This window comes from Mesorhizobium escarrei (assembly GCF_935825525.1).
GTDB classification, from domain to species: Bacteria; Pseudomonadota; Alphaproteobacteria; order Rhizobiales; family Rhizobiaceae; genus Mesorhizobium; species Mesorhizobium escarrei.
This window is the reverse complement of the sequence record NZ_CAKXZT010000119.1, coordinates 44,798-59,189: the sequence shown is the minus strand read 5'-3', so window position 1 is coordinate 59,189 and position 14,392 is coordinate 44,798. Positions and strand designations below refer to the sequence as shown.

At 64.5% G+C, this 14,392-nt stretch carries 12 protein-coding genes; 9 read left to right on the top strand and 3 right to left on the bottom strand.

The window, feature by feature from the left end; all coding sequences use genetic code 11:
* The first annotated feature begins 10 nt into the window (after positions 1 to 10).
* From NMG80_RS11665 to NMG80_RS11645, 5 genes are read left to right on the top strand one after another with little or no spacing between them, the layout of a single operon-like run.
* Complete coding sequence (locus NMG80_RS11665; protein ID WP_254018221.1) at positions 11 to 1,087, top strand: Gfo/Idh/MocA family protein; 1,077 nt, start codon at positions 11 to 13, stop codon at positions 1,085 to 1,087.
* Entirely contained in the window at positions 1,087 to 1,905 is an 819-nt protein-coding gene (locus NMG80_RS11660) for a sugar phosphate isomerase/epimerase family protein (protein WP_254018220.1), read from the top strand. The genes NMG80_RS11665 and NMG80_RS11660 overlap by 1 nt, the downstream gene beginning before the upstream one ends.
* The gene (locus NMG80_RS11655; RefSeq protein WP_254018219.1) at positions 1,905 to 2,738 is read left to right on the top strand and encodes an alpha/beta fold hydrolase; all 834 of its coding nucleotides are present in this window, start codon (positions 1,905 to 1,907) and stop codon (positions 2,736 to 2,738) included. Before NMG80_RS11660 ends, NMG80_RS11655 begins: the two co-directional genes overlap by 1 nt.
* A complete protein-coding gene (locus NMG80_RS11650) occupies positions 2,735 to 3,457 on the top strand; it encodes a ribulose-phosphate 3-epimerase (protein ID WP_254018218.1) in 723 nt (240 codons plus the stop codon). The genes NMG80_RS11655 and NMG80_RS11650 overlap by 4 nt, the downstream gene beginning before the upstream one ends.
* Complete coding sequence (locus tag NMG80_RS11645; RefSeq protein WP_254018217.1) at positions 3,457 to 4,440, top strand: ROK family protein; 984 nt, start codon at positions 3,457 to 3,459, stop codon at positions 4,438 to 4,440. The genes NMG80_RS11650 and NMG80_RS11645 overlap by 1 nt, the downstream gene beginning before the upstream one ends.
* Before the next feature lie 252 nt (positions 4,441 to 4,692).
* Here NMG80_RS11645 and NMG80_RS11640 read toward each other — a convergent pair whose 3' ends face one another.
* Entirely contained in the window at positions 4,693 to 4,962 is a 270-nt protein-coding gene (locus NMG80_RS11640) for a hypothetical protein (RefSeq protein WP_254018216.1), read from the bottom strand.
* 194 nt (positions 4,963 to 5,156) lie between these two features.
* Between NMG80_RS11640 and NMG80_RS11635 the strand changes: the two genes are divergently transcribed.
* Positions 5,157 to 6,131 carry an ABC transporter substrate-binding protein gene (locus tag NMG80_RS11635; RefSeq protein WP_254018215.1) on the top strand — a complete coding sequence of 325 codons (975 nt, stop codon included), beginning with the start codon at positions 5,157 to 5,159 and terminating at the stop codon, positions 6,129 to 6,131.
* Positions 6,132 to 6,284: 153 nt separating this feature from the next.
* Positions 6,285 to 7,886 carry an ABC transporter permease gene (locus tag NMG80_RS11630; protein WP_254018373.1) on the top strand — a complete coding sequence of 534 codons (1,602 nt, stop codon included), beginning with the start codon at positions 6,285 to 6,287 and terminating at the stop codon, positions 7,884 to 7,886.
* Positions 7,887 to 8,005: 119 nt separating this feature from the next.
* Here the strand turns inward: NMG80_RS11630 and NMG80_RS11625 are convergent, their stop codons facing one another.
* Complete coding sequence (locus NMG80_RS11625) at positions 8,006 to 9,064, bottom strand: ABC transporter ATP-binding protein (protein ID WP_254018214.1); 1,059 nt, start codon at positions 9,062 to 9,064, stop codon at positions 8,006 to 8,008.
* Positions 9,065 to 9,280: 216 nt separating this feature from the next.
* The gene (locus tag NMG80_RS11620) at positions 9,281 to 9,817 is read right to left on the bottom strand and encodes a TetR/AcrR family transcriptional regulator (protein ID WP_254018213.1); all 537 of its coding nucleotides are present in this window, start codon (positions 9,815 to 9,817) and stop codon (positions 9,281 to 9,283) included.
* Positions 9,818 to 9,968: 151 nt separating this feature from the next.
* Here NMG80_RS11620 and NMG80_RS11615 point away from each other — a divergent pair, with 151 nt between their 5' ends.
* Together NMG80_RS11615 and NMG80_RS11610 are read left to right on the top strand one after the other, a co-directional pair.
* Positions 9,969 to 11,234: an efflux RND transporter periplasmic adaptor subunit gene (locus NMG80_RS11615; protein WP_436798590.1), complete on the top strand. Its 1,266-nt coding sequence runs from the start codon at positions 9,969 to 9,971 to the stop codon at positions 11,232 to 11,234.
* A complete protein-coding gene (locus tag NMG80_RS11610; protein ID WP_254018212.1) occupies positions 11,231 to 14,314 on the top strand; it encodes an efflux RND transporter permease subunit in 3,084 nt (1,027 codons plus the stop codon). The genes NMG80_RS11615 and NMG80_RS11610 overlap by 4 nt, the downstream gene beginning before the upstream one ends.
* The last annotated feature ends 78 nt before the right edge of the window (positions 14,315 to 14,392 follow it).

The window sequence follows — 14,392 nt, the reverse complement described above, 5'->3', positions numbered from 1 at the left end:
GGAAGAGACCATGATCCGCAAGCAAGACCGTCGTCTTCGTGTCGGTGTCCTCGGCTGCGGGCCGATCGCGCAATTCGCCCATCTGGAATCCTGCGTGAAAGCCAGCAACGCCGACCTCTATGCGATCTGCGATGCCGCCCCCGATCTCCTGGCCCGCATGGGCGCAACCTATGAGCCTGAGAAAATGTATGGCGACTACGACGCCATGCTGGCCGATCCGCAGTTGGAGGCGGTGATCGTCGCCACCTCGGACGCCTATCACGTTCCGATGTCGATCAAGGCACTGGAGGCCGGCAAGCACGTGCTGTGCGAAAAGCCGATCGGCGTCTCGGTCGAAGAGGGTCAGAAACTCGCCGATGCCGTCAAGCGCTCCGGCAAGGTGCTGCAGGTCGGCCATATGAAGCGCTTCGACCCGGCGCTGGAAGCGGCGCGCGATTTCGTCCGCGACGAGATGGGCGAGATCTTGGCGCTAAAAGCCTGGTATTGCGATTCCACCCATCGCAATACCAACACCGACGCCATCCAGCCGCTGCCTGTCACCAGCAAGCTGGCACGGAAGCCGACCGGCAATCCAAAGGCCGATCTAAGACAGTATTTCATGCTGGCGCACGGCTCGCACCTCGTCGACACCGCGCGTTTCCTGTGCGGCGAGATCGTTGCGGTGCGCGCCCGTCTCAACGAGAAGTTCGGCGCCTACTGCTGGTTCGTCGAAACGGAATTCGCCAATGGGGCCTTGGGCCATCTCGACCTGACGGTGGCCGTCCGCATGGACTGGCATGAGGGCTTCCAGCTCTATGGCGAAAACGGCTCTGTCATCGCGAAGACCTTCAATCCCTGGTACTTCCGGGCGAGCGAGGTCGACATCTTCCACGAGAAAGACGCGACGTCGCGAAAGCCGCTCGGCGCCGACGGGCATTTCTTCAGGCGCCAGCTCGAAGGCCTCGCCGACACGGTGCTTGACGGCAAGCCGATGCGCGGCGCCAACGTCGAGGACGGCCTTGCCTCGATCCGCGCCATGGTGGCGATCGCCCGTTCGGTCGAAACCGGTGATCGCGTCGAGATCGCCTCCGTAACGGGAGCGGTCTGATGCAGATCGGGGTGTTCGCCAAGACCTTCCCGGGCAGCGAGCCGGCTGGCGTGCTGGCAGCGGTCCGCGACGCGGGATTTGCCGTCACCCAGTTCAACCTTGCCTGCGCCGGGCTGCCGTCGATGCCGGATGCGGTGCAAAAAGACGCCATTGATGCCATCGCGGCCGCATCCAATGCTTGCGGTGTCGCCCTGGCAGCGCTCTCGGGAACCTACAACATGGCCCATCCCGCCAAAGCTGTGCGCGATGACGGCCTGCGTCGGCTTGGCGTGGTCATCAAGACCGCGGCAGACCTTTCCGTTCCGCTGGTCACCTTGTGCACGGGAACGCGCAACGCGGACGATCAGTGGGCATATCATCCCGACAATACCGAGCCCTCGGCATGGGACGACATGGCGGGCGAGATGAAAAAGGCGCTTCAACTCGCCGAGCGTCACGGCGTTGATCTCGGCATCGAGCCCGAACAGGCCAACATCGTCACCTCGGCGTCGGACGCGATGCGCCTGATCGCCGAGATGGGCTCGACACGGCTGCGTATCGTGCTCGATCCAGCCAACCTGTTCGAGCAGGCGAGCCCGGCCGAAGCACGCGCCATCGTCGCCGCCGCCGTCGAACGCACCGCGGGCCACGTCGCCATGGCCCATGCCAAGGACCGCTTTGCCGACGGCCGCTTTACCACCGCCGGTCGGGGTGTCGTCGACTGTGCGGATTTCGTCGCCAGGCTGAAAGCATCGGGCTTTGACGGGCCGCTGGTCACGCATGGCCTCTCGGCCGAAGAGGCACCCAGCGTTGCCCGCTTCCTCAAAGGGCTGGTGTGATGGCGCGCCTGGTTACGCTGCTTCTCGATGACGCCGCGCTTCAAGTCTGCGACCATGGCGACGGGCTTGCGGTCGTCTTTCAGCATGGGCTGGGCGGCGGCGAGTCGCAGGTCGCCCAGGCTTTCCCTTCCGGGACGGGGTTGCGGCGCATCACGCTGGAATGCCGCGGACACGGCGCCTCCGGACTGGGCAGCCGCCGTCCGTTTTGCCTGAGCATGTTCGCGGACGATGTTGTTGCCGCCGCCGATCAGGCCGGCCTCGACCGTTTCGTCGCCGGCGGCATTTCCATGGGCGCGGCGATCGCCTTGCGCCTGGCCTGCCGTCACCCGGGTCGCGTCGCCGGCCTGCTGCTGGTGCGGCCGGCCTGGATTTTCGACAGCGCGCCGGTGAACCTGCGGCCGATCGCCGAGGTTGCCAAGCTTATCCTGGACCACGGCCCCGACGATGCCAGGACGATCTTCGCGCAATCGGAAACCGCCGCGCGCCTGCAGCGCGACGCGCCCGACAACCTTGCCTCGCTGTTCGGCTATTTCGACCGGCCGGACGCCGCGCCATTCGCGCAGGTCCTCGCCGACATTGCCGCCGACGGCCCAGGTGTTTCTGCGAGTGACGCCGCTGCCCTTGGCATCCCCACGCTCGTCGTCGGCAATGCCATGGATGCGGTGCATCCGCTGACGGCGGCCCATACGCTCGCGGCGGCGATCCCCGGCGCAACCTTTGCCGAAACCTCTCCCAAGGCACTCGACAGCGTCAGGCATTTCGCCGAGCTGCAGGCTGAGATCACGACCTTCCTTCACGCTCACTTCAACACCCGGAGCCTTGTTCCGTCATGACGACCAAATCCCTGTCCGGCCCCGCTGCCATCGCCGCCCTTACGCGCAGCCGGCTGCTCGGTGAGTTTTCGCTGTGGTCGGCCGACCTTGCCAATATGGAGCGCGACCTGAAGCGCATAGAACCTCATGTCGACCTCCACCACATCGACGTCGCGGACGCCCGCTTCACCCCCGGCTTCCTGTTCTTCCCTGACCTGGTGGCGCGGATCGCCGGGCTGACGGCAAAGCCGATCCATGTGCATCTGATGGTCGAAGCCGAGATCGTCGAGGAGCAGACGCGTCAGTTCATCGAGGCCGGCGCCGACCTGGTCAGCGTCCATGCCGAAAACGGCGAAGCCGGCCTGCGCGCCGTGCAACTGGCGCGTGAGCTCGGCGCCGAAGCCGGCGTGGTGCTCAGGCTGGAAACGCCGGTCGCTGCGGTCACCCCGTTCCTGCCCGAAGTCACGTTTGTGACGCTTCTTGGCACATCTATCGGCGTCAAGGGCCAGAGCCTTTCCGAACAGGCCTGCCCACGCCTGATAGAGGCGCGTACACTAATGCGGCAAGCCGGCCGGGAGGCCGACATCATCCTGGCTGCCGACGGCGGCATTCGCCACGAGACCGTGCCGCGCTTGCGCGCCGCCGGGGCCGAGACGGTGGTGCTCGGATCTCTCGCATTCGGCGACCCCGACCTTGCGCAGCGCATGGCCTGGCTGCATGGGCTGAAGGTCGCCGCCTGATGACAAGACTGGCCCTCGCCTTCGATCTCGGCGGAACGGACCTGCGCGGCGCGCTGGTCGAGAGCGGCGGCGTCGTCGTCGCGCAGGTTTCGGCCCCGACGATGGCGATCGCGGGATCGGATGCGGTGATCGGCCAGATCATCGCACTGGCCGGGGCTCTTCTGACACAGCGCCCACAGGCGGATGTCGTCGGCATCGGCATCGGCGCACCGGGTCCGCTCGATCCCAAAGCCGGGATCGTGATCGCTCCGCCGACGCTGGCCGGCTGGCACGATGTGCCGTTGATTGACATTCTCGGCAAGCATTTCGACCTGCCGGTGCGGCTGGAAAACGACGCCAATGCGGCGGCCCTTGGCGAATGGCGCTTCGGCGCCGGCCAGGGCACCGGCTCCCTGGTGTTCGTCACCGTATCGACCGGCATCGGCGGCGGGGTCGTTGCCGACGGCCACATCTATCACGGCCGACGCGGGCTTGCCGCCGAGATCGGCCACATGACCATCACCGGAGAGGGCGACCGCTGCTTCTGCGGCGCCGTCGGCTGTTTCGAGGCGGTTGCCTCCGGAACCGCGCTCGGGCGGCGTGCCACAGCGCTGACAGCACCGGGCGACGGCTCCCTGCTCAGGCGCCTTTCGGCCGACGGCGACGTTTCAGCCAGGCACGTCGTCGAGGCCGCACGTGCCGGCGATATCAGCGCGCTCGAGTTGATCGAGGCGGAGGCAAGGTGGCTCGGCATCGGCTTCACCAACCTGCTTCACCTCTATTCGCCGGACCTGATCGTCATGGGCGGCGGCCTTGCCAACGGTTTCGACCTGTTGGCTCCAACCATCAAGGCAACCGTCGAGCAGCGGGCCATGCTGGCCTACCGGGATGTGCCGATCGTGCCAGCGCAGCTTGGCGACCGCGCAGGACTGATCGGCGCGGCCAGCCTGATCCTGTGGGAAGGCGAGCCGGGCGCGCCATTGGCGATGGCGCAAGTGCCTTGACCTCGAGATGTCGGCGGGACAGCGCCCCCCTCTGGCCTGCCGGCCATCTCCCCCACGAGGGGGGAGATCGGCAGCTTCGGTGTTTCGCTTCTCCTGAGATGGTGCAGTTTGGCGAAAGCAGCGATGACAGCCAATCTCCCCCAAGTGGGGGGAGATGTCCGGCAGGACAGAGGGGGGCGCGAAGGATCGCTACAGTCTTCATTCTGCGCCGCTGCATCGCCCGACTGAGCTGGCGGGCGCGCAACCTGCCTCCTACTTCCCGCAATGGTGATCGTTGATCTTGTTCAACGCATTCGCGTCGGGCCCGACCCGGTGATAGGAGCAGGCTCCTGCGGCTGTCGTGAACAACTGCCGGTCATAATAGCGCGGGCCGCCGAACAGAATGTCGATGATGTTGCCTTCGGCGGGAACGTAGCGCTCGGGCTCAGCCCGTTGGTCGCGATTTCCAGCGAAGGCCGAGGCGGACATGCTGCAGCCCATCGCGAAAACGAGAGCAAGGATCGCAAAGCGTTTTGTCGTCATCGGCAACCCCTTCTGACGGTTCGGCTTTTCACCATACATCCAAAATCGCCAGCCGGACAAAAGTTCCCTCACTCTGGCCAGACCAGCTCAACCATCCCACCTGTCACAATAGCTTTATCCTGCAGCGATAGGGAGAGCGTTCTCGCATCCGGCGCCCAGCCGGATCCGTCTCTTCACACGAAGTGGGGTTTTCCATGCGCAAGATCATTCTCGCCGCCATGCTTTTGGCATCCGCCATTGCAGGCGCTTCGGCTGCCGACGGCAAGCTGGTCGTCTACACCAGCCAGCCCAACACCGACGCCCAGCAGACCGTCGATGCCTTCATGGCGAAATACCCCGCAGTCAAGGTCGAATGGGTGCGCGATGGAACACCGAAGATCCTGGCCAAGCTGCGTGCCGAGATCGAAGCCGGCCAGCCGCAGGCGGATGTGCTTCTGATTGCCGACGTCGTGACCATGGAAGGGCTGAAGAAGGAAGGCCGGCTGCTCGCTTATCCCGAGGCTGATGTCTCCGGCATCGAGGCTGCGCTCTACGACAAGGACAAGACCTATTTCTCGACCAAGCTGATCACCACCGGCATCGTCTACAACGCCAAGGCGCCCTTCGTGCCGGCGAGCTGGGAAGATCTCACCAAGCCGGAGGCCAAGGGCCTTGTCGCGATGCCCAGCCCGCTGACCTCGGGTGCTGCGATGATCCACACCGTGACGCTGACCGGCAACCTGCCGCAAGGCTGGGATTATTACAACGCGCTCGCCAGGAACGGCGCCCAGGCAAGCGGCGGCAATGGCGACGTGCTGAAGGCCGTCAGCGGCGGCGACAAGCTGTTCGGCATGATCGTCGACTACATGCCCATTCGCGAGAAGGCCAAGGGCGCGCCCATCGAGTTCGTATTCCCCAGGGAAGGCGTTTCGGCCGTCACCGAGCCGGTCGCCATCCTGTCCACGGCCAAGAACGCCGACGCCGCCAAGGCCTTCGTCGATTTCCTGCTGTCCAAGGACGGACAGCAGACCGCCGCCAAGATGGGCTACATTCCGGCACGCGCCGATATTGCCTTGCCGGCCGGCTATCCCGATCGCTCGTCGATCAAGGTGCTGGGTTACGATGCGGCCGCCGCACTCGCCAACGACGCCGCCAATAAGGAAAAGTTCGGCGCCGTGATGAGCCAGTAGGCAGCCCGCTACCAAGTGGTGTCGTCCGCGCAGCATATCCTTCCCGGGCGGTCCGTGCCGGCTCGGCGCCGGCCCGGGGTGCGGGCCACATCAGGGTTTCGCGGGTCGGCGCTCGCCGTCCTGCTGGTAATCGCTCTGCTCAGTCTGCTGCCGATGGTCAGGCTCCTCGTCGCGGCCGTCGCGCCGGGCGGCGAACTCGACTTCGGCGCATTCGCCGAACGCCTGGCCAAGCCCGCCGCCTTGCGGGCGATGTGGCATACGCTGGATACTGCTTTTTTCGGCGCCGTGCTGGCGATCTGCCTCGGCAGCCCCTTTGCCGTCGCCATCACGATGACCGACCTGCCGGGACGAAAGCCCCTCGGCTTCCTGCTTTTGCTGCCGCTGATGATCGCGCCACAGGTCACCGCTTTGTCTTGGCTGCACCTGTTTGGCCCCTCCAGCACGCTTCTCGGCATGGTCGGCATGGCGCCGCCGCCGGGAACACCCAACCCAATGCTTGGCCGCAACGGCATCATCCTGCTTTACGCCGTCCAGCATGCACCGATCGTCTTCATCACGCTGCGGGCCGGACTTGCGCGGATTCCTCGCGATCTCGTCGAGGCGGCGAGGGCCTCCGGCGCCAGGCCGCTATCCGTGCTGTGGACCATCGTCCTGCCGGTCGTGCGTCCGTATATCGTGGCTGCGGCGGCACTGGCCTTCGTTTCGGGCGTCGGCAATTTTGGCATTCCCGCTTTGCTCGGAATGCCGGTCAATTATCTGACGCTGCCAACGCTGATCTATCAGGACCTGTCGAGCTTCGGGCCCGGTGTCCTGCCGCAGATCACGGCGCTGTCGGTATTGGTCGGGGCACTGGCGCTGGCCGGTGTTGCTTGCCAGTCGCTGGCCCTGCGTGGCGCCGCTCACCGCTTTACGTCAGGCACCCCGGCGCGTTTCGAGCTCGGGCGCTACCGCCTGTTGCTGGCCGGCCTCGGTTGGCTGGTGATCGGTTTCATCCTTGTGCTTCCGGCTTGCGCGCTGCTGGCGACGTCGCTCGTCCCGTCCTTCGGCGTGCCGCTGGGCTGGCAGACGATGACCGTGTCCAACTATGCCGAGGTTCTGGTCCGCCAGGCTTCGACCGTTCGTGCCCTCCGCAATTCCCTTCTGTTTGCTGGCAGCGCAGCACTGGTCCTCGCCATCGGCGTGATACCGGTGACCGCCGTGCTCGAACGGCTCGGCCGGCGTTGGCAGCGTCTGCTCGGTGGCATCGTCGACCTGCCCTATGCGGTTCCCGGCGTCGTGCTTGCCATTGCCTGCATCCTGTTGTTCCTGCGCCCGCTGCCGCTGATCGGCAGCCTCTATACAACGGCCTCGATTATCGTGGTCGCCTATGTGATGCGGTTTTTCACGCTCGCCTTGAAACCGGTGGCGACCGCGGTCGGTCAGATTTCACGCGATCTGAACGAGGCAGCGGCAGTGTCGGGAGCCGGCTCGCTGCGCCGGCTTGCAACCATAACCGCGCCGCTCGTCGCGCCAGCGGCAGTGGCGGGCGGACTGCTCGTCTTCATGAGCGCGTTCAACGAGCTGACGGTCTCGGCCTTGCTCTGGTCGAGCGGCAACGAGACGTTGGGCGTGGTGCTGTTCAGCCTCGAGGAAGCCGGTCTGGGAACGCAGGCCGCCGCGATCGCCGCTTCCACGATTGTCGTCGTCGTCGTCCTGCTGCTTGTGCTCGACCGGTTCGGGCGGCGGCTTCCGGCCGGCGTGTTGCCCTGGCGGTGATGCGTGTCGCCCAACAGCATGCCCTCGGCTTGAGCCGGGGGTGCGCAGCGGTTTTGGGACGACGACATGCATAAAACAGCGACTGAAAGCGTGTCGCACGATCCCGCGACGCGCTTGGTTCAGGCTCCTGGAATTATCCAGGCGTCCGAGGCGGAAACGTGCACTCTCTGGCCGGCCGTGACTGCCTCGGTACTGTCGATCAACAATTCCTGTCCCCGGCCCTGTCCTGGCGGCGTCAGCAAGGCCAGCCGCACCTCATGGACCGGACCGCGATAGATGCTGTCGAGCACCGCCGCCGGCATGCCCTCAGGTGAAATCCGCAGCGCTTCCGGCCGCAGCAACACCTTGACCGCTCCTAATGGGCTTCCGGCGGTTCGCACCGAGAAGCGATGCCCTGCTAAGTCGACTGTCGCGGTCCCTGCGGCCTGATCGACCACGAAGCCCGAAACGATGGATCCCCGCCCAACGAAGCCGGCAACAGCGGCATTGGCCGGCGCGCGATAAACCTCCTGCGGCGCCGCCGCCTGCAGCACCTTGCCTCGGCTCATGATGGCGACGCGGTCGGCCAGCGCCAGGGCCTCGGCCTGGTCGTGGGTGACGTAGACGATGGTGGCGCCGGTGCGGCGGTGGATGTCGCGAAACGCGTCGACCATCGAAGAGCGCAAATGCATGTCGAGATTGGCGAGCGGTTCGTCGAACAGGATGATCCTGGCGTCGGCAACGAGGCAGCGCGCCAGCGCCACGCGCTGGCGCTGGCCGCCGGACAGTTCCTCGATACGGCGGCTTTCAAATCCGTTGAGCCCGACCATATCGAGAACCGCGCCAACACGGCCGGCGATCTCGCTCCGTTTGACATGCCGGGCCTTCAGCGGATAGGCGACGTTTTCGCCGACATCCATATGCGGCCATAGCGCATAGGACTGGAAGACGACACCAACGCCGCGCGCTTCCGGCGGCACCTGCCGCTGCGGATCGGCCATCAATTCGTCGCCAAACAGCACGCGACCTTCGCTGGGCGCCTCGAAGCCGGCGATAAGCCTCAGCATCGTGGTCTTGCCGCAACCGGACGGGCCGAGCAGCGCAGTGAAGGAGCCCGCCGCAAAGTCGAGCGAAACGGCGTTCAGCGCGGCGGTTTCGTTGAACCGCTTGGTGAGACCTTCCACCCTGATTTCGCTCATGCTTCACCAATCGTCTTAGCTTTCGTCATGCGCCGATGGCTCGCGCGGCCGTTGCGGCACCCGGCGGCCAATACGTTGGAAATCTGGCCATGACAATGATGCAGCCGGCCTGCGAGATCAGGTTTTCCCGTAACGCAGCGGCGGTGACGGGCAGGCATCAAGGTCGTTCCGGCGATCTGTCCTGCCGCAGGTGCTGCGCCCGGCCTGCGCAGCAATCTATCCCGCAATCTCCAACAAGGAGGATACCAGCAACCGACGTTCGTCTTTTGATAGGACGTCCGAATCGAACAGATTCATGCTGCGAAGTCCTTCGATGGCGAGGTAGCAGACCAGCAGCGCCTTGAGGTCCGGCGTCTCCCCCTTGAGGCGCTCGAAAACCTGCCGCCTGAACGCTTTTATCGGCGTCAGGAAATCGGGATCCTCGGCGATTGCCGAAAATATCCAGGAAGCTGACGGTTTCGATTCCGCGGCATGTTCGGCCGAAAGCTTGATGTAGGTCGCAAGCGGGCTCTCGCCGCTCACGCCGGCAGTGCGGGCCGCGTCCAGCGCCTGCTCGAAGGCGCGCAGATAATCCTCAACCAGCGCCTGCATCAGTTTCGCCTTGGTCGGGAAATTGTACAGCAAGCCGCCTTTCGACACTCCGGCACGGCTGGCGACGGCGTCCAGCGACAGGCTGCCGGGCCCTGTCTCGCGTGCCACATCGGCGGCGGCGGCGAGTATCCTGTCGCGCGAATTCGTTCTTCGGGTTTTCATCAATCCCTCTCCAATACATTAGCCTAGGCGGAATTGACAACACCGTCCAGACGGTACAGTAAGGTCGCCGTCATTTGAAATCGGGACCAGTCACAGGTATGTGTTTGGGTCATCCGACTGTTAAGCCGGGCCATGGCCAAGGGGACTGTTCGTGATCAAGCGCTTCATCATCGCCTTCGTTCTGCTCGTGCTGGTCTGCGGCGGCATCGTCGGCTTCAACTTGTTCCGCGACAATGCAATGCAGCAGTTCTTCGCCACGATGAAGCCCCCTGCCGCGACCGTGTCGACGATGATCGTCAAGCCGACGGAATGGACGCCGGGCGTCGAGGCGATCGGCACTGTCAGTGCGGTCCGCGGCGTCGATCTGACCGTCGAAACCGCCGGCATCGTCAAGGACATCCTGTTTCACGCCAATCAGAAGGTTGAAGCCAACGCGGGTCTCCTTCAGCTCGACGATGCCGCCGAACGCGCCGATCTCGAAGCGACGAAGGCGCAAGCAGCGCTCGACCAGACGGCGATGACACGCGCCCTTGAATTGCAGAAACGCGGTGTCGGCTCGGAATCGACGCTCGACTCGGCGCGGGCAGCCGCATCGGCTTCCACTTCGCAGGTCAACAGGCTGCAGGCGGTGCTCGAGCAGAAGCTGCTGACCGCGCCCTTCAGCGGCACCGTGGGTATCCCGAGGATTGACCTCGGCCAGTATCTCTCACCCGGCACTTCCGTAGCGACACTGCAGGATCTGGAGACGATGCGGGCCGATTTCTCGGTTCCCGAACAGCAGCTTCCGCTGCTGAAGATCGGCCAGACGGTGCGGCTGGGCATTGGTGACGGCGAGTTGCCGTTCACCGGCACCATTCGCGGTATCGACCCGAAGATCGACCCGGCCAGCCGGCTGGTGACGGTCAGGGCCGAGGTCGCCAACCCCGAAGGCAAGCTGACCCCTGGCCAGTTCGTGCAGGTGCGCGTCGAACTGCCCGAGGAAAACAATGTGCTGACGGTGCCGCAGACTGCGCTGACCTCCAGCCTCTACGGCGACTTCGTCTTTGTGGTGCGTCCGGCAAAGCCCGCCGCCGACGCCGCCGCCGCCCCTGCCGCCGCGGCCAGCCCTGAAGAAACGCCCGCCACGGATAGTGCAAAGCCCGCGGCTGAAGCGCCCGCGGCAAAACCCGAGGAAAAACCCGCTGCTGCGCCGGCCGAGCCGACGGCGGAAGAACAGAAGCCGCAGCTCGTGCTCGCCCAGGTGTTCGTCAAGCCAGGCCGTCGCAATGCCGGCCTGGTTGAGATCCTGGAAGGCATCGCCCCTGGCGACGAAGTCGTTACCGCCGGCCAGAACCGCCTTTCCGCCGGCATGTCCGTTGCCGTCGACAACACCATCGACCCGACCAAGCCGGCAAACCAGCAGGCAGCCCAGAAATGAGCTTCTCCGACATCTTCATTCGCCGTCCGGTCCTTTCGACCGTGCTCGCTTTGATGATCCTGCTTCTGGGTTTCCAGGGCATCTTCAGCCTCTCGATCCGGCAGTATCCGGAGGTCGAAGAAACGGCCATCACGATCACCACGGCCTATCCCGGCGCCAGCGCCGACCTGATCCAGGGGTTCATTTCCGCGCCGATCGCCCGTGCCGTCGCTTCGACCGAAAACATCGATTACGTCACGTCAGCGAGCCGGCCGTCCTCAAGCACCGTGACGGTGCAGATGAAACTCGGCTCCAACCCCGACGTCGCGCTGAACGAAGTCTTGTCGAAGGTACAAAGCGTGCGCGGCGACCTGCCGGACGAGGCTGAAGACCCGGTGATCGTCAAGGGCACCGGCGAGCAGTTCGCGATGATGTATATCTCGATGCAGAATCCGAACATGACGCCGGAACAGCTCACCGAATATATCGAGCGCGTCGTGCGGCCGCGCATGTCGACGGTCGAGGGTGTCGCCGACGTGCAGATTTTCGGGGCCGCCGAATATTCGATGCGCGTCTGGATTGACCCGATCAAACTGGCGGCGCGCGGCGTAACGGCGTCGGACGTGCTGACCGCCATCAACGCATCGAATTTCCTTTCAGCACCCGGCAATACCGAAAACGAGTACGTCGCCTCCTCGATCACCGTCCGCTCAACGCTGCAGACGCCGGAGGCTTTCGCCGCTCTTCCGCTTCGTTCGACAGACGGCAATGTGGTGCGGCTGCGTGACGTGGCGCGCGTCGAGCTCGCCGCGGCGAACACCGACACCAGGGTCACTTTCAACGGCAAGCCCGGCATCTTTCTCGCCATCTTCCCGACGCCGGCCGCCAATCCGCTGACGACGGCGGAGGCGATCCACGAAATCGTGCCGACGATCCAGGAGACGCTGCCGCAAGGCATGACGATCGAGATCGTCTACGATTCGACCGAGCAGATCAGCGCCTCGATCGAGGAGGTGTTCAAGACCATCGGCGAAGCGGTCGCCATCGTCATCGTCGTCATCCTGCTCTTCCTCGGCTCGTTCCGCTCGGTGCTGATGCCGATCGTGACCATTCCGCTGTCGCTGATCGGCGTCTGCTTTCTGCTGTTTACGCTGGGCTATTCGATCAATCTTTTGTCGTTGCTGGCCATGGTGCTGGCGATCGGCCTCGTCGTCGACGATGCCATCGTGGTGGTGGAAAACATTCACCGCCACATGGAGGAAGACGGTTTGTCGCCGATGCAGGCGGCCTTCAACGGCATGCGGGAGATCTCATCCGCCGTCATCGCCATGACGATAACGCTGGCCGCCGTGTTCGCGCCGCTGGCCTTCACCGGCGGCCTGACCGGCGCACTGTTTCGCGAATTCGCGGTGACACTTGCCGGCTCGGTGGTGCTTTCGGGTGTCGTTGCCCTCACCGTCACGCCGATGATGTCGGCACGCATCCTGAGGGCCGGCTCGCACAGCCGCTTCCAGCGTATTGTCGACAGCACGTTCGGGCGCGTCGAAAACATCTATGAGCGGCTGGTCAGCGGCTCGTTGAAATACCGCCCGGTGACGCTGATGATCGTCATCTCACTGGTCGCCACGACCGGCTTCATGTTCACCAAGACCGCGAGCGAACTGGCGCCGGAAGAAGACCAAGGTTTCCTGCTGTCGATTGTGAATGCGCCGCGCTATGCCACGTCGGACTACACCGAGACCTATGTGAACCAGATTCTCGGGCTGATGAACGACATCCCCGAAACCAGGGCGCGGTTCTCCGCCGTCGCGTTCCAAGGCCCGACGAACAACGCCTTCGTCGGCTTCGCATTCAAGGACTGGGCCGAGCGCGCGCGCAGCTCGAAGGAACTTCAGGAAGACATCACCGCCCGCCTTGCCAAGGTGGCGGGCGTCGAGGCTTTCGTCTTCGCCCCGCCGACACTGCCCGGCTCCGGCGGCGGCCTGCCGGTGACCATGGTGGTGCGCTCGACCGGCGATGCCTCCCAGGTGTTCGAGGCGGCCGAGGACATCAAGAACAAGGCGCAGGCCTCCGGTCGCTTCCTCGCCGTGCAGAATTCGATGTCCTTCGATGCGCCTCAAGTGACGGTGACGATCGACCGCGACCGTGCCGCGGCGCTCAACCTGCCGATCGCCGACATCGGCCGGACGCTGACCCTCCTGGTCGGCGGCGCCGAAGTGGCGCAGTTCGACCGCGAATCCAACAGCTACGACATCATCCCGCAGGTGCCGCAGAACTTCCGCGACAACCCTGAAAAGCTGGCCGAGTATTTCGTGCGCAGTGCTTCGGGCGAGATGGTGCCGCTCTCGGCGGTGGTGAAGATCTCGACCAACGCCTCGCCAGCCGTGATCGAGCAGTTCAACCAGTTGAACTCCGCCACGATTTCCGCTCTGCCATTGCCCACCCTGACCACCGGCGACGGGCTGAGGACCATCGAGGACATCGCCAGGGAAAGCCTGCCCGACACGTTCTTCATCGACTATACCGGCCAGTCGCGGCAGGAGAAGGAACAGGGCTACACGATCATCATCGCCTTCGCGGCAGCCGTTCTCGTCATCTATCTGGTGCTGGCGGCGCAGTTCGAAAGCTTCCGCGATCCGCTGATCATCATGATGTCGGTGCCGCTGTCGATCTTCGGCGCAATCGTGCCGCTCAATCTGGGGCTGGGAACGCTCAACATCTACACGCAGGTCGGCCTGATCACGCTGATCGGTCTGATCACCAAGCACGGCATTCTTCTGGTCGAGTTCGCCAACCAGCAGCGCGAGCTCCATGGGATGCGACGGCGTGATGCGATCGTCGCCTCGGCCAGAGTGCGGCTAAGGCCGATCCTGATGACGACGGCGGCGATGGCGCTCGGCGTGGTGCCGCTGATCATCTCCAGCGGCGCCGGCGCGGCGGCGCGCTATTCGATGGGCTTGGTGATCTTCACCGGCATTCTGGTGGGGACCATGTTCACCCTGTTCGTGGTGCCGATGTTCTACACCTTCATTGCCAGCAAGGACCTGCCGCATCACGCCGAGAAGCCGGACCCGAAGCTGATGCCGGCACCGGTTGATTGATTGACAAAAGGCCGGAAATTTCCGGCCTTTTCTTGGGCAGTGATGTCCGACCGCAACGTATCTATAAAAGCGGATCAT